The organism is Tardiphaga sp. 215_C5_N2_1, assembly GCF_052076055.1.
GTDB classification, from domain to species: domain Bacteria; phylum Pseudomonadota; class Alphaproteobacteria; order Rhizobiales; family Xanthobacteraceae; genus Tardiphaga; species Tardiphaga robiniae.
Map to the genome: position 1 here is coordinate 3,811,098 of NZ_CP197240.1, position 20,232 is coordinate 3,831,329.

The 20,232-nt window shown below is 62.5% G+C and carries 18 protein-coding genes and 1 tRNA gene; 8 read left to right on the plus strand and 11 right to left on the minus strand.

Going from position 1 to position 20,232, the window contains the following annotated elements; translation table 11 throughout:
• Positions 1-29: 29 nt before the first annotated feature.
• From AB7828_RS18165 to AB7828_RS18180, 4 genes are all read right to left on the minus strand, one after another.
• Complete coding sequence (locus AB7828_RS18165; protein ID WP_068729255.1) at positions 30-809, minus strand: sulfite exporter TauE/SafE family protein; 780 nt, start codon at positions 807-809, stop codon at positions 30-32.
• A gap of 165 nt (positions 810-974) precedes the next feature.
• Positions 975-1,697, minus strand: a complete 723-nt coding sequence (locus tag AB7828_RS18170) for an LrgB family protein (RefSeq protein ID WP_441230799.1) — start codon at positions 1,695-1,697, stop codon at positions 975-977.
• On the minus strand, positions 1,697-2,080 hold the full coding sequence (locus AB7828_RS18175) for a CidA/LrgA family protein (protein WP_441230800.1): 384 nt from the start codon (positions 2,078-2,080) through the stop codon (positions 1,697-1,699). Before AB7828_RS18175 ends, AB7828_RS18170 begins: the two co-directional genes overlap by 1 nt.
• 78 nt (positions 2,081-2,158) lie before the next feature.
• The gene (locus tag AB7828_RS18180; RefSeq protein WP_441230801.1) at positions 2,159-2,680 is read right to left on the minus strand and encodes a hypothetical protein; all 522 of its coding nucleotides are present in this window, start codon (positions 2,678-2,680) and stop codon (positions 2,159-2,161) included.
• 195 nt (positions 2,681-2,875) lie between these two features.
• On the opposite strand from AB7828_RS18180, the gene AB7828_RS18185 reads away from it, so the two are divergent.
• The 3 genes from AB7828_RS18185 (at position 2,876) to AB7828_RS18195 (ending at position 6,790) form a co-directional block, all read left to right on the plus strand.
• Positions 2,876-3,151 (plus strand): PsiF family protein, encoded by a 276-nt coding sequence (locus AB7828_RS18185; RefSeq protein ID WP_441230802.1) that lies wholly within the window; start codon positions 2,876-2,878, stop codon positions 3,149-3,151.
• A 115-nt stretch (positions 3,152-3,266) separates the two neighbouring features.
• The gene (locus tag AB7828_RS18190) at positions 3,267-4,331 is read left to right on the plus strand and encodes an AbrB family transcriptional regulator (protein ID WP_441230803.1); all 1,065 of its coding nucleotides are present in this window, start codon (positions 3,267-3,269) and stop codon (positions 4,329-4,331) included.
• Between the two features lie 188 nt (positions 4,332-4,519).
• The gene (locus tag AB7828_RS18195; protein WP_441230804.1) at positions 4,520-6,790 is read left to right on the plus strand and encodes a TonB-dependent siderophore receptor; all 2,271 of its coding nucleotides are present in this window, start codon (positions 4,520-4,522) and stop codon (positions 6,788-6,790) included.
• Between the two features lie 31 nt (positions 6,791-6,821).
• On the opposite strand, the gene AB7828_RS18200 is transcribed toward AB7828_RS18195, so the two are convergent.
• Positions 6,822-7,355, minus strand: coding sequence for a disulfide bond formation protein B (locus tag AB7828_RS18200; RefSeq protein ID WP_441230805.1), 534 nt, complete (start codon positions 7,353-7,355; stop codon positions 6,822-6,824).
• Positions 7,356-7,532: 177 nt separating this feature from the next.
• Between AB7828_RS18200 and AB7828_RS18205 the strand changes: the two genes are divergently transcribed.
• Positions 7,533-7,617: transfer RNA gene (locus tag AB7828_RS18205), tRNA-Leu, on the plus strand.
• 85 nt (positions 7,618-7,702) lie between these two features.
• Here the strand turns inward: AB7828_RS18205 and AB7828_RS18210 are convergent.
• A complete protein-coding gene (locus tag AB7828_RS18210) occupies positions 7,703-8,920 on the minus strand; it encodes an MFS transporter (RefSeq protein ID WP_441230806.1) in 1,218 nt (405 codons plus the stop codon).
• 259 nt (positions 8,921-9,179) lie between these two features.
• Between AB7828_RS18210 and AB7828_RS18215 the strand changes: the two genes are divergently transcribed.
• The 3 genes from AB7828_RS18215 to AB7828_RS18225 all read left to right on the plus strand — a co-directional run bounded on the left by AB7828_RS18215 (position 9,180) and on the right by AB7828_RS18225 (position 12,638).
• Entirely contained in the window at positions 9,180-10,454 is a 1,275-nt protein-coding gene (locus tag AB7828_RS18215; protein WP_441230807.1) for a hypothetical protein, read from the plus strand.
• A 175-nt stretch (positions 10,455-10,629) separates the two neighbouring features.
• A complete protein-coding gene (locus AB7828_RS18220; RefSeq protein ID WP_441230808.1) occupies positions 10,630-11,526 on the plus strand; it encodes an alpha/beta fold hydrolase in 897 nt (298 codons plus the stop codon).
• Positions 11,527-11,624: 98 nt separating this feature from the next.
• The gene (locus AB7828_RS18225) at positions 11,625-12,638 is read left to right on the plus strand and encodes an LLM class flavin-dependent oxidoreductase (RefSeq protein WP_441230809.1); all 1,014 of its coding nucleotides are present in this window, start codon (positions 11,625-11,627) and stop codon (positions 12,636-12,638) included.
• 6 nt (positions 12,639-12,644) lie between these two features.
• Here AB7828_RS18225 and AB7828_RS18230 read toward each other — a convergent pair whose 3' ends face one another.
• The 4 genes from AB7828_RS18230 to AB7828_RS18245 all read right to left on the minus strand — a co-directional run bounded on the left by AB7828_RS18230 (position 12,645) and on the right by AB7828_RS18245 (position 16,875).
• Complete coding sequence (locus AB7828_RS18230; RefSeq protein WP_441230810.1) at positions 12,645-14,006, minus strand: carbohydrate porin; 1,362 nt, start codon at positions 14,004-14,006, stop codon at positions 12,645-12,647.
• Positions 14,007-14,011: 5 nt separating this feature from the next.
• A complete protein-coding gene (locus AB7828_RS18235) occupies positions 14,012-15,043 on the minus strand; it encodes a transporter (protein WP_441230811.1) in 1,032 nt (343 codons plus the stop codon).
• A 239-nt stretch (positions 15,044-15,282) separates the two neighbouring features.
• Entirely contained in the window at positions 15,283-16,056 is a 774-nt protein-coding gene (locus AB7828_RS18240; protein WP_115032796.1) for an acetoacetate decarboxylase, read from the minus strand.
• 36 nt (positions 16,057-16,092) lie between these two features.
• Positions 16,093-16,875, minus strand: coding sequence for a 3-hydroxybutyrate dehydrogenase (locus tag AB7828_RS18245; RefSeq protein ID WP_089267658.1), 783 nt, complete (start codon positions 16,873-16,875; stop codon positions 16,093-16,095).
• Positions 16,876-17,080: 205 nt separating this feature from the next.
• On the opposite strand from AB7828_RS18245, the gene AB7828_RS18250 reads away from it, so the two are divergent.
• Positions 17,081-18,241 (plus strand): patatin-like phospholipase family protein, encoded by a 1,161-nt coding sequence (locus AB7828_RS18250; RefSeq protein ID WP_439059942.1) that lies wholly within the window; start codon positions 17,081-17,083, stop codon positions 18,239-18,241.
• Between the two features lie 238 nt (positions 18,242-18,479).
• On the opposite strand, the gene AB7828_RS18255 is transcribed toward AB7828_RS18250, so the two are convergent.
• Positions 18,480-20,108 (minus strand): inorganic phosphate transporter, encoded by a 1,629-nt coding sequence (locus tag AB7828_RS18255; protein WP_093757439.1) that lies wholly within the window; start codon positions 20,106-20,108, stop codon positions 18,480-18,482.
• Positions 20,109-20,232: the final 124 nt, after the last annotated feature.

Sequence of the window (20,232 nt, forward strand, 5' to 3'; positions counted from 1 at the left end):
TTCTCCGAAGACGCATCATGCGCCAGCGCTCAGGTGATGTAGATGTTGCGGGCCAACATATAGAGCGCCACGACGATAATGATAGACGCAAAAACGGTATTCAACGCGCCCCGCCGCAGCGACAGATGCCGCGCCAGGCTGGTTCCCAACAGTCCGCCAAGCAGACCACCCAGAATGAACACCAGCGCAAGTTTCCAGGAGATCAGCCCGGACCAGGCATAGCTCGATGCCGTGGTGAGACCGAATGCGGTGACCGCCACCAGCGATGAAGAGATCGCACTCATGATCGACATGCCCGTGGCCGCCATCAGCGCCGGCACGATCAGAAAGCCGCCACCGATTCCGAAGAAGCCAGACAGCGCGCCGGTGACAAGACCCAACGCAAGCAGCGAAGGCGTGTTCGACATGCTGATCTCAACCCGGTGCTCGCCGACTTGGGCGCGCGTCTTCAGCATCAGCACGGCGATCACCAGCATCAGGACCGCGAACAGCGCCAGCAGATTCTGCCCATCCACCTGCTTGCCGAGAATCGAGCCTCCGAGCGCACCGGCGATTCCTGCAGCAGCAAACACCAGCGCGCAGGACCAGTGCACATTGCCGCCACGCGCATGATTGCCGAGATTGACCGCCGCATTGGCCGCGACCGCAATGGCGCTGGTGCCGATCGCGACATGCGGCTCAGGCACGCCGACGACATAGACCATCAGCGGCACAGCGAGGATCGAGCCGCCGCCACCGACCAGGCCGAGCGAGAAGCCGACCAGTGCGCCCGAAGCCAGGCCGAGCGCCCCCTGCATCACAGTCATCATGAACGGCTGATTCTCATCTTCTCATCTGAGCATGATCTTTCGAAAAAATCAGTGTCCACTTGTTCGGATCATGCACGCAACGGCGTGACCATAATGACCTTTCCGGCCCGGCTCCATGCAGCCGGCATCACAAATCCGCCTGCCGGGAAAACGCTGTCGTGACCATCAGCGCACCAGCAGGGTAACGGCAAGCGGAACCAGTAGAGAGGTCACCAGCGCATTCAGGCTCATCGCAATGCCGGCGAAGACCCCGGCCACCGCATCGACCTGAAAGGCCCGCGCTGTGCCGATACCATGCGACGCCAATCCGACGGCAAAGCCACGGGCGCGATAATCGGTGATGCCCATGCGGTTCATCATCGGCGTGACGATGATCGCCCCCATGATGCCTGTGAGCACCACCGCCACCGCGGTCAGTGATGCGTCAGCGCCGAGCGACTCGCTGATGCCCATGGCGACGCCGGCGGTGACCGATTTCGGCGCCAGCGACAGCACCACGTTGTTCGGCAGGCCGAAGGCCTTTGCCAGCAACACGACCGAGACGATCGCCGTGGCGCAGCCGACCACCAGCGCGGCGAGCATCGGCACGATCGCTGCCGCCACGACCTTGCGATTCTCATAGAGTGGCACCGCGAGCGCCACGGTCGCCGGACCGAGCAGGAAGTGCACGAATTGCGCACCGCTGAAATAGGTCGTGTAGGACGTCCCGGTCATCAGCAGAAACACGGCGATGATCCACATCGAGTGGAACACCGGATTGGCGAACGGATGCCGGCCGGTCGCCAGCGACAGCGCATCGGCCGTCGCATAGACCAGCAGGGTCACGGTCAGCCAGAGCAGCGGCTGCTGCGAGAGATAAACCCAGAGCGAGAACGGATTGGCGGTCATCACGCGCTTCGCCCGCGGGTCATGACCCGGCTGATGACAAGAAATGTCGCCACCGTCACCAGCAGCGTGATCACCACCGAGATCGCCAGAACGCCGACGATGGCCGTGCCATGTTCGGCCAGCAGATCGAGCTTCTGCACCACGCCGACACCGGCGGGAATGAACATCAACGACAGATGCGCGAGCAGGCCCTTCGCGGCATTCTCCACGCCGCCGCCCTGCAGCGGCCCCTGCGCGAACAGCACGGCACGGTCACGCAGCAACAGCAGAACGAGCAGCAACAGCATGCCAAGCACCGGGCCTGGCACCGGCCATACAAAAGCGCGCACGGCGATCTCGCCAGCGAGCTGGCACAGCAGGATCAGGGACAGACTGGCAATCATGGGGACTCCGCGGGTGACGGATCGTTATCGCCCGCGAAGCAAGTGATGTCGATCAACCCCAGCGCGCGGCTGATCCGATCAGGCGGCACCCTTCAGCTTCTTGGTGCATTCGCTGTAGTAGCCGCCGCCTTTTTCGATCCACTTCATGCCGCCATTGGCATTGGCGGCCTTGTTGGCATTGTACTGATCCACGCAGGTGTGCATCCGCGCTTTGCCAGCCGTCTCCTTGGCGTATTTCGGATCGACCGCCGACGGGAAGGTGGCAGGGCCTGCCGGAGCCGCAGCTGTCGTCGCTGCCGGCTTGGGGGCTGCAGCAGGTTTGGGAGCCGCTGCCGGCTTGGCTTCAGCAGGCTTGGCTTCGGCAGCCTTCGGCGCCGCGGCTGCAGCAGGCGCAGCGGCGGGCGTCGTCGCAGCGGCATCGGTCCCGCATTCGGCTTTGCGGAAGTCATTCCATTTCTGGCCGTTCAGCGTGCCGGCGGTCTTGGCCGCCTGATATTTTGCACTGCATTCAGTTGCGGTGAGTGCATGGGCCGGACTGAAGGCAAGCAAAGCAAAACTGGACACTGCAATCGCGCAGGCGAATTTGACGGGCATTGTCATGACGTTCTCTCCCTTTGCTACACAAAGTAAAAGTAGACGACGGCATCCTATCGCTACCGCTGCATGTGGCAACGACATCGCAGCTCCCCGCGAAAAATTATCGTGATCGCAGCATCAGATATATTTCAACTCATTCACCTGCCGTTCAGCCCGGCGCGCCCACCCTGTCCTCCCTGTTCAATTCGAGGTGCTGCCATGATCCGATTCGCTTCCAGCCTAGCTACCGCTGCCGTCGTCTCCTTCCTCCTGGTCGGCGCGGCCACCGCTCAGACACCTGCGCCGGCGGCCACCAAGACTGCGCCCGCCAAGGCGGCCCCCGCCGAGAAGATGGCGCCTGCGGACAAGACAGCCGAGAAACCCCGCACCGCAGCGTCGCTTGAATGTTCGAAACAGGCCGATGCCAAGGGCCTGCATGGCACCGAGCGCCGCAAATTCCGTTCGGAATGCAAGAAGACCACGAAACCGAACTAAACTCTCGTCATCCGCCTGTCCCTCGCCCGGAAAGCGAGGGACAGGTAGACCACACTGCATTTGTCGACAGGTGCGGACTTTGCCATAAAGCGGGCTCCTTCAGCTTTCCGTGCAAATGGCCATCTCTCTTCCCAGCTCCCTTCAGATCCGCACCACCCTTGAGACCCTCGTCATCGGCACGACCGGCGGCGCGCTATTCTATTGGGCGGAATTGCCAGGCGGGCTGATCTCCGGCGCGATGATCGCAGTTGCGGCTTACGGCATCTTCGGCCGCCCGGTCGGCCTGCCGCAGCCGATGGCCCATGTCATCCTGATGACACTCGGCCTGTCGCTCGGCTCGATGGTGTCGCCAGAGATGGTGCACAATCTCAGCGCCTATCCGGTGACCATCGCCCTGCTGGCGCTGGCCACGTTCTGCGCCACCTTCGGCAGCAGCATCTATCTGCAGCGCGTCCATGGCTGGGACCGCACCTCCGCGCTGCTGGCCGGCAGCCCCGGTGCGCTGTCGCAGATCATCATGCTGGCCACCGAGCGCAATGCCGACGTGCCGGGCATCGCGGTCGTGCAGATTTTCCGCGTCATCATCCTCACCGCCATGGTCCCGCTGCTGCTCGCCGCCACCGGCCTGATGGGCCACGGCCCGCTGCCATCGCGCGGACCGGAAGCCTCGCCGCTCGCACTGGCCGAACTCGCTGCCGCGGCTGTCGCCGTCGCGCTGTTCATGCGCTGGATCAAATTTCCGGCGAGCTGGATGTTCGGCGCGATGATGGCCTCGTCCGTCCTGCACGGCACCGGCTGGGTCCACGGCACGCTGCCGCAATGGGCCTATATCACCGCGCTCGTCGGCATCGGCAGCCTGATCGGCTCTCGCTTCGGCAAGATCTCGCCGCGCACTATTCTCAGCCACGTCTGGGCAGCGCTCGGCTCATTCGCGGTCGCCATCGCCATCTCGGCCGTGTTCGTGACGATCATCGCGCTGACCACGACTGTGAAACTGAGCGATGTCGTCGTCGCTTTCGCGCCCGGCGCCATGGACGCCATGCTCGCACTGGCGCTGACGCTGCATATCGATCCGGTGTTCGTCGGCGCGCATCATCTGTCGCGCTTCATCTATGTCTCGATCGTCACGCCCGGCATCGTGCATCTGTTCGGCAAGGCGCAGGACGATATCGACGACTGATCTTCAGTCTTCGCAGACACCGATCGAAACAATGGAATTGATCTAACAAATATGAGCGCCTTGCAGCGTTGCAGATGCCTGCGTCGCAAGGTCTAGACCTATTCTACCGCGCATCGTAGTGCGCCACAGAACCAATCAAGTTAGACGCTCGATCAAGCTGGCGTGACCAGTATCATCGAGGCCTTGAAATGAAATTGAGAACAAGAAAATCGACGAAGCAGACTGCACTGCTTTGCACCGTCAGTGTGATGGCATTGGCGACGGATCTTCCGCGCGACGCATTCGCGCAGGCCAGCCTGCCGCCAGTCACGGTGGATGCTCCGCAGCCACAGCAGCGCGCACGCAGCACGACAGCAACGAGATCTCAGACATCGGCACGCGCAACACGACGCACACGCGCGACGACGCCGCAGATTGCACCCGCGCCATCGGTTAATGAGCGCATGTATGCAGCCGACAACAACAGCTATGTCGCAGGTCAGGCCAGTTCGGCGTCGAAGACGAATACGCCGCTGATCGATACGCCGCGTTCGGTGAGCGTCATCGACCGCAAGGAACTCGATGATCGCGGCGTCACCAGCATTCCGGAGGCAGTTCGTTACACAGCCGGCGTTACCACCGGCGGCTTCGGCTACGATCCGCGTTTCGATCAGATCTATGTCCGCGGCTTCTCGACGACGACGCTCGGCGACTTCCGCGACGGACTGAAGCAGTTCCCCTCCGGCTTCACCACATTCCGGACCGAACCCTATCAGCTCAACAGCGTCGAGGTGATCAAGGGCCCGGCCGCCGTGCTCTATGGACAGTCCGTCCCCGGCGGCCTCGTCGATCGCCGATCGAAATTCCCGGTCGAGAATCAGGTCAACGAAATTTCACTGGAAGGCGGCACCTATGGCCGCATGCAAACGGCGTTCGACATCGGCGGTGCCAGTTCCGACAAGTCGCTGCTGTACCGCCTGGTGGGCCTCGGCCGCGCCGGCGAGACCAATTACGATATCGCCGACGAGCGGCTGATGCTGGCGCCGTCGATCACCTGGCGACCGACCATCGACACCACGCTGACCGCATATGCCATCTTGCAGAAGGACGAAACCGACGCCAGCGTCGCCATGCTCAATCGCGACGGCCAGCTGGTGAACGTCAACGGCGCGACCATCAAGCTGCGATCGAGCGATCCGAAATACGACTATCTGCGGCAGCAGCAGGCGCAGGTTGGCTACAAGCTCGAGCACCGCTTCGACGACGTCTTCACGTTCCGCCAGCACACGCGGTTCGGCGTGCTGCATGCGGAATCGCGCTATGTCAGCGGCAGCTTCGCGACGCCAACATCGACCGTCTATGACCGCGGTGCCGTAGCCGTCGGCGATGACCAGACGAGCTGGCAAACCGACAATGCGCTGCAGGCCGACTTCGCCACCGGCCCGGTCGTCCACCGCACACTGTTCGGCGTGAATTACGATCACAATACCTGGGACTTCAAGCTCGGCCTGGGCGCGGTGAATCCCGGCTATGCGCTCAACATCCTCAATCCCGTCTACGGCATTGCCGGCCCAACGCCGGGCTATACGTCCGGTTCGCGTTCGACGCAGGAGCAGGTCGGCGTCTATCTGCAGGACCAGATGCGACTCGGCAACTGGCACCTGTCGGTCAGCGGCCGTCAGGACTGGACCGATCGCACGCAAATCAATTCCTATACGGGCGCCGTCACAGGCGCGCGCAACGACAACGCGTTCTCCTACAGCGCCGGCCTGCTCTATCACTTCGAGAACGGCATCGCGCCCTATGTGAGCTATGCGACCTCATTCCAGCCGGAGACCTCACTCGGCCTCGACGGCATCGTGCTGGCGCCATCCGAAGGCGAACAAATCGAAGGCGGCGTGAAGTATCAGCCACGGCCCGATGTGCTGCTCACGGCGTCGATCTACGACCTCAAGGAGAAGAACGCCGCCAAGCTAGCCGGCTATGTCAACGGCATCGCCTATTACGCCTCGGTCGGCGAGATCCGCGTGCAGGGCTTCGAATTCGAGGCACGCGCCCGACTCACGCCGGAACTCGAAACGGTGACGGCCTACACTTATTCCGACGCGGAGATCACCAGGAGCTCGATCGCGTCGGAACTCGGCAAGACCCCTGCAGTGACGCCGAAGCACACCGCATCGAGCTGGATGAACTACACCTTCCTGAACGGTTCGCTTGAAGGCCTCGGTCTCGGTGCCGGTGTCCGCTATATCGACGCGACCTGGACGTCGAACGACAACACCTCACGCAACAACGGCTATACGCTGTTCGATCTGGCCGCGCGTTACGATTTCGCCAAGCTTGGACCGAAGTTTGCGGGCTATCAGGCCTCGATCAACGCCAACAACGTCGCCGACGAGCAGGTCGCGGTCTGCAATTCCGGCTACTGCTATTTGAGCCAGGGACGCACGGTGATCGGCACGCTGCGCTATCGCTGGTAGCGGTGCCTCAGCGGGCAGGACCGGCGGCGAATCAGCGCCGCGCGGTCTTGCCGGCGCCCCACAGTGCGATCGCCGCCATCAGCAGCGAGATCAGCACATTGTAGCCGGCCAGCGACAGGCCCAGAAAGCGCCACTGCACCTCATCGCAGCGGATCACCTTCACGGTGTCGAGGCGCTCCAGCAGGCTGCCGGCCTTGCCGAGATCGACCACCGGACCCGAACAGTCCGTTGGACCCTGCCAGAATGTCCATTCGACGCCGGCGTGATAACCGCCGAGCACCGCATTGGCGAGCGCCGCCAACGCCAGTACAACGAGTCCGGTCACAACCAGGCCGCGCGGCACGTCCCTGGCGGCCGCAATCGCCACCAGCACCGCCAGCGGAATCGCGAGATAATAGGCATAGCGCTGTTCGAGGCAGAGCGGGCACGGCCGGATATCCAGCACCAGCTGGAAGAACCAGGCCCCCGCCAGCGTCGCCAATGCAATCAGACCGACCGCCAATGCAGCGACCAGCGCCGGGTTCGACGACGCAGGCGTGGAGGTGTGTGCGGTCTGGGCAGTCACGGTGCTCTCCGGAGTGGCTGCTGCGTCCTATCCCGGGCTCACCAGCCTGTCGAGGCAGCCCCGATCACACTGGAGTGTGCGCGGCGGCCAATCTGGCCAAACCGCAGGTTGACCCGCCGCCCGCGCCCGCTATATTCCGCCCGCTTCGCGACCCTCGGCCCCGGCCGGCGTCCGGATGCCCCTGTGGCGGAATTGGTAGACGCGCTCGACTCAAAATCGAGTTCCGCAAGGAGTGCTGGTTCGATTCCGGCCAGGGGCACCAACAGGTCATCAGCAATAATCCGTTGACGACGGGTTATATTTCCGAAAAGCGCGTTAGCCGCAAATGACGACTGGAGGATTTGTCCTCACGCCGGCAGAGGTGCGGGCTCCGCTTTCGCGACCGGCATCGGCCTGAATGTCATTGCAATCAGGAAAGCGCCGAGCCCCATGATCCAGGAGCCGATATAGAGCCAAGCGTAGCTGGCGAACGCGTCGTAGATCAAACCTCCGGCGAGAGGTCCAGTCGCCATGCCAAGGCTGCCGGCCATCGCCGTTCCGCCGATTACCGTGCCCATCATCCGCAGCGGAAAGTTTTCGCGTGCGAGAACGGCGTAGAGCGGCATGGTGCCGGCGTAGATGAAGCCAAAGACCGCCGCCACGGTGTAGAACCCGCCGAGCTCACGCACGAAGACAAAACCGAGCGCCCCGAACGCCTGGGCGAGCAAGCCAAGGACCAGTACACGCTTGGCGCCAAAACGGTCGCCGAACAGGCCGAAGGCGATACGGCCGCCCATCCCTGCCAGACCCTCGACGCTATAAATCGTGACCGCAGCGACAAGCGGTATGCCGCAGCTGATCGCGTAGCTCACAGTATGGATGATCGGCCCAGAATGCGTGGCGCAGCAGAAGAAATTCGTCAGCAGCAGGATGATGAACTGTGGCGAGCGTAGCGCCTGCGCGCGCGACATCTCTGCTTGCACCGGCTCGGCGGATGGAGCGGAAGGCGCGCCCTCCAGCGCCGGCGCGCGGCGCACCAGCAGCGAGACTGGAATCATGATCGCGGCCACGACGAGGGCCACGATCTGCATCGAGGTGCGCCAATCGTGGTTCGAAACGAGCCAGGCCGCCAGCGGCGACATGGTCATGGGCGCCATGCCCATCCCCGCCGAAACCAGCGACACGGCCAGGCTGCGATGCGTATCGAACCAGCCGGTGACCGTCGCCATCATCGGCGCAAAGATCGCAGCGGTGGCGCCGCCGACCATCAGCCCGAAGACAAATTGAAATGCGACCAGAGATGTCGCGAGGCTCGCCAGCACCAGGCTTAACGCGAGCACGACCGACCCGGTCAACACCACTGGGAGTGGCCCCAATCGGTCGGACAAGGTGCCCCAGATCATGCTGGTGACAGCCATCGCGAGGAAGCCAATTGTCATGGCGCTGGATATACCGGTAACCGACCAGCCGGTATCCCGCGCGATCGGCTGCAGGAACACCGGCAACGAAAACATGCCGCCGATCGCGACGCAGCCCAGAAGGCCGCCCGCGGCGACGATTACCCAGCGATAGTGAGAATTGGTCATTCCTGGTCTCCACGTTAGCGCTCTCTGAGTGGAAGACGCACGGGACGGGCCGGAGCCGACAGGCCGGGGGCCGTCGCAGCTCACGTTTTTGCGAGCGCGTACAGTGGTTCGTTGCCGCGATGACAGTGATCTTGCGGGCCAGCGGACCCCTTCGGTCGATCGCTGACGAGAACATCTCTTGTCGATCGGCGGTTTATTAAGTCTAACAGGCCCAGACTGCCCCGAGGCGTCACTGGGGCTTCAAGCGTGCGAGATCGAAATGCCCGGCCTGAGCAGACGAGCCATCCTGATGGGAGGCGCGGCATCGATGATGCTGCGCTCCGATCCATTGGCTGCCCTGCCGCTTCCCGGCCCGTCGGACACCTTCGCCGACAGTGTCGGCGTCAACGTGCATATCAGCAGCGAGCCATATGCGAGCAATTTCGACCGGTTTCACGAGCTGCTTGCGGCATCAGGCATTCGCCATCTGCGCGACGAGTTGCGACCTAGCAACGATCTCGATCGCTGGCGCGCGCTGAACAAACGCTCGAACATTCTGTTCAATGCTGTGGTGTCGCCGGCGACCAACACCGTGCCGGAGATGATGACCTATCTCGCCGCATTGGGCATCGAGCGCGTCTCGGCGATGGAGGGCCAGAACGAGGGCAACAGTGACTGGTTTCTGTCGCTGCCGCTGGCGAAGCCGGGCTGGAGCAATGTTGTCGTTAACTATCAGCGCGAGGTGCACGCTGCGCTGCGCGCGCGATATGCGGCGGCGGAGTTGCCGCTGCTGTCGCCCAGCGTCATCAACTGGAAGCCCGCCGACGTGGCGCTGCTGCGCCCGGCCGCGCAGTTCAGCGATGCCGTCGCCATCCATTCCTATGTACAGAAGGCGCAAGAGCCGGAAACAACCAACGACTATGCCGCCGTGTCCTGGTATCTGCACAATATGCGCGACGCGTTCAAACCCGGCGCACCCGCGCTGGCAACCGAATGCGGCTATTGCAATGTCGTGAAGCCCGGTACCTCCGGCGTCTCGGAAACGGCGGCGGCGCTCTATCTGCCGCGGCTGCTGCTCAACAACTTCCGCCTCGGCATTCTCCGGACATTCCTCTACGAATTCTTCGATGGCGGTACCGATCCCAACGACGGAGAACATCATTGGGGCCTCGTCCGCAATGACGGCTCGCCGAAGCCTGGCTACCATGCGATCCGGAATCTCCTGTCCGCATTGAAAGGCGCACGCCGCGCCAACAACGATCCGGCGCTACGCGTGGCATCCACGGTACCGGACCTGCGGCACATCGCGTTTCAGGATGCGCAGGGACAACCGCTGCTTGCGGTATGGCGCGCGGTGCGCTGCTGGAATGTGGAGAAGGCTGAAGACATCCCGGTGCCCACGGAGCCGATCGACATCGCCGTCGATGGCCCTGCCGCTTCGCTCTCCTTCAACCGTCCGAATGACGATGCCGAGTGGCGCCGCGTGCCGGTGACCGACGGGCATGCGACGATCCCGCTGGACGGGCGCGTGGCGATCGTCCGGCGTTCCAGCTGAGCTGGTATGACCGGCTGTGGCTTGAACCACCCCGCCGCGCTTTGTATCGTGAAACTGCGTACGAACTGACGGTGAGCAGCAAAGTCTTTCAGACAAGGTCTTTCAGACTCTGCGGTCCGGCCAAGCATGCGACGGCTTCGCCTTCTGCTCCAAAATATAACGGATTCTTCCCCATATGGACTATGCGCCTTTCGCTCCGGCCCTTGCGGCCGAGACGCACGCTTTTCAGGTTCTGCTCGAAGATGGCGCCACAGCCAGCATACGCTCGTACGGAAAGGGTCCACGGATCATCTGCAGCCATGGCAATGGCCTCGCCATCGATGCTTTTCAAAGCTTCTGGCGTCTCTTCACGGATGACTATGAGACCGTGGTGTTCGACTTCCGTCATCACGGCCGCAGCAGTCCGTATCGCCAGCCCATCCCGCATGTCTGGCCGCAGCTCGTCCGCGACTATGAGGCGATCATGCAAGGGATCACCCGCGAACTCGGCGCGTTTCATTCGATGAGCGCCCTGACGACCCTGCTGCATGCCGCCGAATATCAGACGCCGTGGATCGGCATCGTTGGCTTCGAGCCACCGGCGACGCCGCCAGCAAGCTATCCGGAGTTCCAGAGTTTCCGCACGGAAAATGACAGGCTCGCCGGACGCGCCGCGCAGCGTCGCACCACCTTTCCGAACGTGCAGGAGCTGTTCGAGTCCTATCGCCGTAGCTCGGCATTTGCGGGTGTCGACGATGCCGGGCTGCAAGCACTCGCCGCATCCACACTGCGCTGGAACGACGGCAGCCAGCTCTATGAGCTCGCCTGCGCCAGGGAATTAGAGGCCAGCATCTTCACCATGCAAGATCTCCCCGGCGCCTGGGAGCGGATGTGCAGCGTCAGGCTGCCGGTGCAACTCGTCGCCGGGGAGCCAAAGACGAGAACCAGCCCGTTCGTCGACATGGAGCGTGCCTTCGCGCGCGATGGCGGCTTCGCCTTCACCACCGTGCCCGACGCCTCGCATTTCATGCAGATGGAAAAGCCGGCCGAATGCGCCGCCATCGTCCGCGCCTTCCACGCGGGCCTGACCTGACCGCTCGGGAGTAACGCCGGGCTGCCATGCCGGCCGCGCAACCGGCTGGCAATCCGCCCCAGCCATGCCCACATGGCAAGGGCAATGGGAGCCCCGTCATGACCGCACTTTCGATCCTCGACCTCGTCCGCGTTACCCAAGACACCGATGCGCGCGGCGCGCTCGACAATTCCCGGGATCTCGCCGGCCATGCGGAACGCTGGGGCTATCAGCGCTTCTGGGTCGCCGAACATCACAACATGATCGGCATCGCCAGCGCCGCCACATCGGTGGTGATCGGCCATATCGCGGCGGGGACCAAAACCATTCGCGTCGGTGCCGGCGGGATCATGCTCCCGAACCATGCCCCCATCGTCATCGCCGAACAGTTCGGCACATTGGCGCGGCTGTTTCCCGGCCGCATCGATCTCGGCCTCGGCCGCGCACCCGGCACCGACCAGATGACCATGCGGGCGCTGCGCCGCTCGCTGCAGAATTCCGATAATTTCCCGCAGGACATCCAGGAGCTGCAGGCCTATTTCGCCCCGGCCGGCCCAAACCAGCGCCTGCAGGCGGTGCCTGCCGCGGGCACCAACGTGCCGCTATGGATTCTCGGCTCCTCGACCTATGGCGCGCAGCTCGCCGCGGCGCTCGGCCTGCCCTACGCTTTCGCCTCGCATTTCGCGCCCGACCAGTTGCTGCAGGCCCTGCAGATCTATCACCAGCACTTCGAAGCCTCCGAACAGTCGACGAAGCCGCATGCGATGGTCGGCGTCAACATCATCGCCGCCGACACCGATGCCGAAGCCAAGCGGTTATGGACCACGCAGCAGATGTCGTTCACCAACATGTTCCGCGGCACCCGCGGGCTAAGCGCGCCGCCGATCGACGATATCGAGACCTACTGGGCGCCGGCCGAGAAGATGCAGGCCATGGGCATGCTGCGGCGTTCGATCATCGGCTCGAAGGAGACGGTTCGCGCCGGCATCGCCGCGCTGGTCGAGGAGACCGGTGCGGATGAACTGATGATCGTCTCGGACGTCTACGACCACGCCACGCGGCTCAAGTCCTATGAGATGATTGCCGACGCCGCTGCGGGCCTGAGTAAAACGCCGGCCGAAGCTGCCTGCTGAGACATCTCAGAAATTGATGGTGGTGCGGACGCCGAATACCGCGGCGTCCTTGATGCGCTTTGTCTGCGTGGCATCGTTGGGATCGACGGCGCCGCCGGCGGGATGCATCACATATTGAAACACCGGCTGCACCGCGACACCCGGCGCGACCGCAGCGAGATAGGTTACTTCCAGCACGGCTTCGAAATCGCGAATCGGCGTCGCGATGCCGGTGAAAAGCTGCACGTCACGATCGAGCCCGCGCGCGCCATCCGAGATACGCGCATAAGTCATCGCGATTCCGAACCTGTCATCCGGCCGCTCTGCCGAGAAGCCCGAGACCTGAATGCCGCCATCGAGATAGAAGCTGATCAGATTACGATCGGACGGGCTGATCGACGTGCGTGCAAAGAAGCCGATGCCCTTGTCCGGGCCGAGTGCACTGAAAGCGAGCCGCTGTTCGTAAACGGCGAAAACGCCGCGATTGCCGCGCCGCATCAGCGGCTCGCCGGTGCCGGCCGGATCGGCCTGCGACAGGCCTTGTGCGGTCCAGCGCTCGTCATCGAATTCGGCGAGATGCACCCAGCCGCCGCCGGTGATTGACCCCGGCAGCTCAGACGGCCCGAGCTTGTAGCTGTATTTCAGCTGCCCGATGATCCACGGCGGATCGTTGACGCGAAATGCAAGACCATGCGCGTTGGCGATCTGCGGATCATTCAGGCCGGGCGCAGCCGCACTGCCATTGAACACCGCCAGATAGGCCGTGAACGCATCCGACAGACTGGCCTTGAAACGAACGCCCGGCACGGCGAGCGGCGGCGAGGGTCCGCCCGCCGGCAGGATCACGCCGGTAATGCCGGGCCAGCCCAGCGCCGAATTGACGAAGATATCGTCATACTTGCTGTCGATGAACTCGATATCGGACGGCTGCTGACCGACCTTCACCAGCAGTCTGCCGCCGAACAGCGACTGTTCGATCCAGAATTCATAGAGCCGCGTCGCCGGCAGCGCTTCTATGCCACTGACCAGCATCAGATTGCCGATATAGTCGCGCGACAGGCCAAGTCCGTGGATCTGATAGACATTGGCGTGAAAGGTCGCGCCGCTCCAGCCGATCGCCTTGTCGAGATCGACATCGACACCGAAATCGAAGCGCCCCTCATAGACCGTGCCGCGCCGGATGCCGCCGGAGGCATTGCCGAGCGCCTCGCCGATATAGGTGGCTGACAGCGCCACACCCCATTCGGCGAGCCGGTCATTGATCGGCTTCAGGCCATTATCGCGCCAATCGCCGGCATGCGCAGATGACAGCGAGATCATGCAACACACGACAAGGCCGGCGAGCGCCATCATCGCACGGGCCATCCAGCACGGAAACACACCAACCATGATAGCTACCTGATGATCTTGAGGCGCTTCATCACGGCATAGGCCGATGCTGACGAAATCAATATCAGCGCGCCGGCCCAGAGAAATCCGGTTTCGACATCGGTCAGCGGCAGACCCTTGGTGTTCATACCGAAAATACCGGTGACCAGCGTCGGCGGCAGTAGAAGCGCGGTTAGCACTGAAAGAACGCGAAGGCTTTCATTGCCGCGTTCCTCGATCTGCAGATGCAGCTCTTCCTGCAACAGCCGGCTGCGTTCGCGCATCTCGACCACATTGTGATCCAGTCCATCGAGCCGCTGCGCCAGCTTGCCGGCACGCAGTTGCAGAGACGGTTTCAACTCACGCTGACCTTTGGCCTCAAGCCGCTGGAACACGATGCGCAGCCCGGACAGCTGCCGATGCAGCCGCACGCAGGTCCGGCGCAGACGGCCGAGCTTCTGCAACATGTCACGGGAGTCGCCGGAGACCACCTGCTCCTCGATCTCGTCGAGCGATATCGCCAAACTGTCGGCGACGCCGTCCATGGTGTCGGCAACATTCTCCACGATCGTCTCAAGCAGCGCGGCCATGCTGTCGACCCGCTGGCCCTGCTCAAGCGAACGGCGCGTCGCATCGACGGCACACAGCGCGTGATGCCGGCCGCTGATCAGCAAGCGCTCGGTCATCACGAAGCGCAGATAGCCAGTGTCTTCGGTCGCCTCGTCGATATCGCGCAACAGATCCGAGATCACGCCATAGATACTGTCATCGGTGGCATGGAGCTGCTGATATGTGTCCTTGGACAGCAACAAGGCACGGGCCTGCTCCGGCGCATGCAATGGGATCTGCGCCAGCCATTGCAGCGCGCGCGCGTCAGTCAGGTTGAAATGCAGCCACAGCAGCCCGCCGTGGACGAGATCGATGCCGGCATCGACCGGCAATGGCTCCGGCTTGCCGTCGGAATGGATGCGGAAGGCCCAGACCAGACCCGGAATCGGATCGGACACGCCTGGTATGGACGTCACCTCTGCAGATGTGACCGGCACTTCAAGCTGCATCGGACACCCACCGTTTTTCACGCCACGCAATACGCATGCGCCACCAAAAAGATAAAATATCTGCCTGCGGCTCTCCGACTGTGTCAGTCCGCCGCAGGCACTTAATGACACCCTTGTTACAGGGATATGTCAGCCGAGATGAGATGATGATCCGATTAGAAAAATCGGACCATCATCTCATCTCTTTGTTTTGAGCATGATCTTTCGGAAAACCGGTTCCCACTTTTCCGGATCATGCTCTATTCGGCGGCTTCGGCGAGTGTATCGCTCTGCTTGTTGTAGTCATGGACGACGCGGCCATAGGGCAGTGTCAGATCGGCCAGGAAATGATGGGCACCGATCACGCGGCGCACCGGAAAGTCGGCGACCGGCGCGTTGACGTGCGGGATCAGATGCAGACGGCCCGGGCCGAACCATGAGCCCTTCACGGTGATATCAGTCAGGTTGATCGCCACCAGCTGACAGACTTCCGCGCTGCCATCGACGCCGGGGATCAGCTTCAGATTGATCTGGGTCTTGGAGAGCGTAGCGAGCGTCGCTTCGCCATTGCCCGCCATGGCGCCGTGCTTGTAGGCCATGGTGCCCATGGCCACCTGCTGCCCGGCATATTCCAGCGTACCGGTCAGCGTGTCCTTGACCACTTCGAGTTTCGGATGGGCGTATTTCTTCGGAAAGCCCCAGATCTCGCGGCCGGCGGCGATCGGTGGATCGTCGTCCAGATACATCTGCGAGACGAAGTTGACGTCCTCGCCCTTGAAGCGTGCGGGGATCACGAGGCCGGTCTCGGTGTAGCTGCCGAAGCCTGAACTATCCGGCATCTTGATCCACTCATAATGCACGATCGGCTGTTCGATCGGCTCCAGTGGCTCGGGCAGACCCATCCGGATCAGGTCCGGATCGGTCTCATAGGTGATGACGAGGAATTCGCGATTGATGAAGCGATAAGGACCGGCGGGATAGCTCGGGCCGGCCATCGGCATCGACGGCAAACGGAGGATGTCTTCCTGGCGCATCGGAAACTCCTTGGGTGTGAAATCGCTGGTTTAAACTCAGTGCGCGGTCCACCCGCCATCGACCGGCAGCGTGATGCCGGTGATCGAACGGGCGTGGTCGGTGCAGAGGAAATTGACGACCGAGGACAATTCTTCGACGGTCACGAAACGTTTGGTGGGCTGGGCGGCCAGCAGCACGTCCGAGATCACCTGTTGCTCGGTGATACCGCGCGCCTTGGCCTGCTCAGGGATCTGCTTCTCCACCAGCGGTGTCATCACATAGCCCGGGCATACCGCATTCACGGTGATGCCGTGTTCGGCGACTTCCAGCGCCGCCGTCTTGGTCAGCCCGGCAATGCCATGCTTGGCCGCGACATAGGCCGACTTGAACGGCGAGGCCACCAGCGCATGGGCCGAGGCGATGTTGACAATACGGCCCCAGGACTTCGCCTTCATGTGGGGAATAGCGAGACGTGTGGTGTGAAACGCGCTCGACAGGTTGATCGCCACGATCGCATCCCACTTCTCGACCGGGAATTCCTCGAGCGGCGCGACATATTGAATGCCGGCATTGTTGACCAGGATATCGACGCCGCCGAACTCCTGCTCCGCCTGCGCCATCATCGCCGCGATGTCATTGCCGTCGGCCATGTTGGCGCCGCTATAGAGCACCCGGACCTGATGGCTATCAGCAAGCTCGCTGCGGATCGCCTCGATCTCATTGGCGTCGCCGAAGCCGTTCAGCACGATATTGACGCCACTGGCTGCAAGGCCGCGCGCGATGCCAAGGCCGATGCCGCTGGTGGAGCCGGTGATGATGGCGGACTTTCCAGACAGCATGCGCGCAACCCTTCGTAAGCAAACGTTAATATCTGCTTCTTTGCTAGCGATCCTGTTTGACGGCGGTATGAGGAATTTCCTTCAGCCGCGTGACGCGCTTCATGGACTGACGCGCAGTCATCGAATTTGCTATTTGTCACAACGCCGTCACTGCTCATCTGAATTCTGCCGCCAACATCATGTGATCGTTGAGGAGAACACCCAGATGGATGCGCGGACACCCGATTCAGACATGACGGCCGAGACCGGCTGGCGCCCTGACCGCTGCGATCGTGTAGCACTGGTGCTGCAGGGCGGCGGCGCCCTCGGCGCCTATCAGGCCGGCGTGTATCAGGCGCTACATGAGCAAGGCATGGAGCCGGACTGGGTGTGCGGCGTATCGATCGGCGCTATCAATTCGGCGATCATCGCCGGCAATCCACCGGAAGACCGGCTGGAGAAGCTGCAGATCTTCTGGGACCGCATCACCGCCCGCAAGGTCTGGCACTATACACCGGACGGCGACGTCTATCGCAAGGCCCGCAATCTCGCGAGCTCGTTCATGACCACGACCCTCGGCCAGCCCGGCTTCTTCAAGCCGCACGAGGTCAATCCGTGGTTCAGCCCGGCCGGTGCGAAGACGGCGACAAGCTATTACGACACCTCGCCGCTGCGCGACACCCTGCTCGAACTGGTCGACTTCGATCTCATCAACTCGCGCAAGACCCATTTCGCAGTCGGCGCGGTCAACGTCATCACCGGCAACTTCCTGTATTTCGACAACAAGAAGGAAGTCATCGCGCCGGAGCACGTGATGGCATCAGGCGCACTGCCGCCAGCTTTGCCGATGGTGAAGATCGGCACCGATCATTTCTGGGACGGCGGCATCGTCTCCAACACGCCGCTGCAGCACCTGCTAGACCAGGAAGACAAGATGAACTCGCTGGTCTTCCAGGTCGACCTGTTCAGCGCCCGCGGTGTGTTGCCCCGCGATATCCAGGAGGTTCTGGCCCGGCACAAGGACATCGTCTATTCGTCCCGCACCCGCCACAACACCGACATCTACCGACGCATGAACAATCTGAAGTCGGAGCTCTACAAGGTCTTGCAGCGCATTCCCGACGACCAGCTCAGCGACGAGGAACGCGCGCGGCGTGACAGCCTGTCGGATCTGCCGGAGATCACCATCCTGCAAATGATCTATCAGCAGAAGGCCTATGAGGGCGATTCCAAGGACCACGAGTTCTCGGCCACCTCGATGCGCGAACACTGGCAGAGCGGCCTCGACGATACCCGCCGCACATTGAAGCGCCGCGACTGGCTGGCGCTGCCGGAGCAAGGCAAGGGCATCGTGGTGCACGACGTGCATCGCGAGAGCAGTTCGTAGAGGCAGCAGCGCTTCTCACAAAAGCTCAGCGCCGGCCCCTCCCCGTCATTGCGAGGAGCTCTTGCGACGAAGCAATCCAATCCTCGCTTTTTCCTTCTGGATTGCTTCGCTGCGCTCGCAATGACGGCGAAGGGTACTTACCCCACAAGAAAAAGCCCGCGCATTAACGGCGCGGGCCTCTCTTTCGACCGTGCAAAAAAGCGAGGCCGCGGCGTTTCCGCAGCGGCCTCATCCGTTCTCAAAACAACTGGCTGAATAGCACGTAGAGCGAGGCCGAGAGCATGATGGCGCAGGGCAGCGTCAGCACCCAGGCCATCAGCAGGTTGCGGATGGTGGCCATCTGCAGACCCGAACCGTTCGCCGCCATGGTGCCGGCGACGCCGGACGACAGCACGTGGGTGGTCGAGACCGGCAGACCGAACACGTCGGCCGCGCCGATGGTGGCGGCAGCCACGAGTTCTGCCGAAGCCCCCTGCGCATAGGTCAGATGCGTCTTGCCGATCTTCTCGCCGACGGTGACGACAATGCGCTTCCAGCCGACCATGGTGCCGAGGCCGAGTGCGATGGCCACGGCGATCTTCACCCAATCCGGGATGAACTTGGTGGCGGCATCGAGCGAGCCCTTATAGGCATTGAGCGTCGCGACATCTTCCTTGTTGAGGTCGTTTTCCTTGTCCTTCATCAGGAAGCGGATGGCTTCCGATGCGAGATACATGTCGTTACGGGTGTTGCCGACGGATTCCGCGGGCACCTTGTCGAGCGTGCCGTAGCTGCGAACCTGATCGCCGACCTGCTGCACGAGAACGGCGAGCGACGGATAGGTGCCTTCGCTGATCTTACGCTGCGACACGTAAGTGGTCACGGCCGGACGAGGATCGCCGATGATGCTGTGGCCGGCACCCTTGGCTGCGATCACCTTGGCGGCCGCGATGGAGTTGACCTGGAACTGGGCGACGCGGGATTCTGGCAATGCGCGGTTGAGCGCATAGGCGGTCGGCACGGTGCCGATCAGCACCAGCATGATCAGGCCCATGCCCTTCTGACCGTCATTCGAACCATGTGCGAAGGACACGCCAGTGCAAGTGGCGATCAGGATGCCGCGGATCCACAACGGCGGCGCCTTGTTGCCGTCCGGTGCTGCGTACAAAGCGGGGTTACGCACGACGAACTTCAGCACCAGCAGCAAGATGGCGGCGCAGGCAAAGCCGAACAGCGGCGACAGCAGCAGCGCGTAGCCGATTTCGGTGGCTTTGCCCCAATCCACGCCCGAGGTACCGTCACGGCCGCGCATCAGCGCATTGGCGATACCGACGCCGATGATCGAACCGATCAGCGTGTGCGAGCTGGAAGCCGGCAGGCCGAGATACCAGGTGCCGAGATTCCAGATGATTGCTGCGATCAGCAGCGCGAACACCATGGCAAAGCCGGCGCCGCTGGAGACCTGAAGGATCAATTCCACCGGCAGCAGCGAAACGATGCCGAAAGCCACCGCGCCCGTGGAGAACAGCACGCCGAGGAAGTTAAAGAAGCCCGACCACATCACGGCGAATTCCGCCGGCAGCGAGTGGGTGTAGATGACCGTGGCCACCGCATTGGCGGTGTCATGGAAGCCGTTGACGAATTCGAAGCCGAGCGCGATCAGCAGAGCCACGAACAGCAGGAGATAGGGCAGATAGCTGGTGACGCGGGTGCCGGTGGCATTGACGTCGACATAGATGCTGTAGGCGACGAACAGGAGGCCGGCCGCCAGTATCCCGAAAAACAGGATCATCGTCAGCGGGTTAAAACCCTTGTCGAGATTTGGCCGCGACGCCGGCTCAACAGCCGCGCCTCCGGAAATCGATTGATTGGCAGTGAAATCGGTCATGAAACGCCCCCGTTACAGGTTAAGAGGCGTTAATCTCTGCACCACGGATGCGAAGCCCGGATGACAGGCGCGACAATTTGTCTGTTACGGGTTGTGACAGTCATGCGTCGTCGGCGGGCCGGCA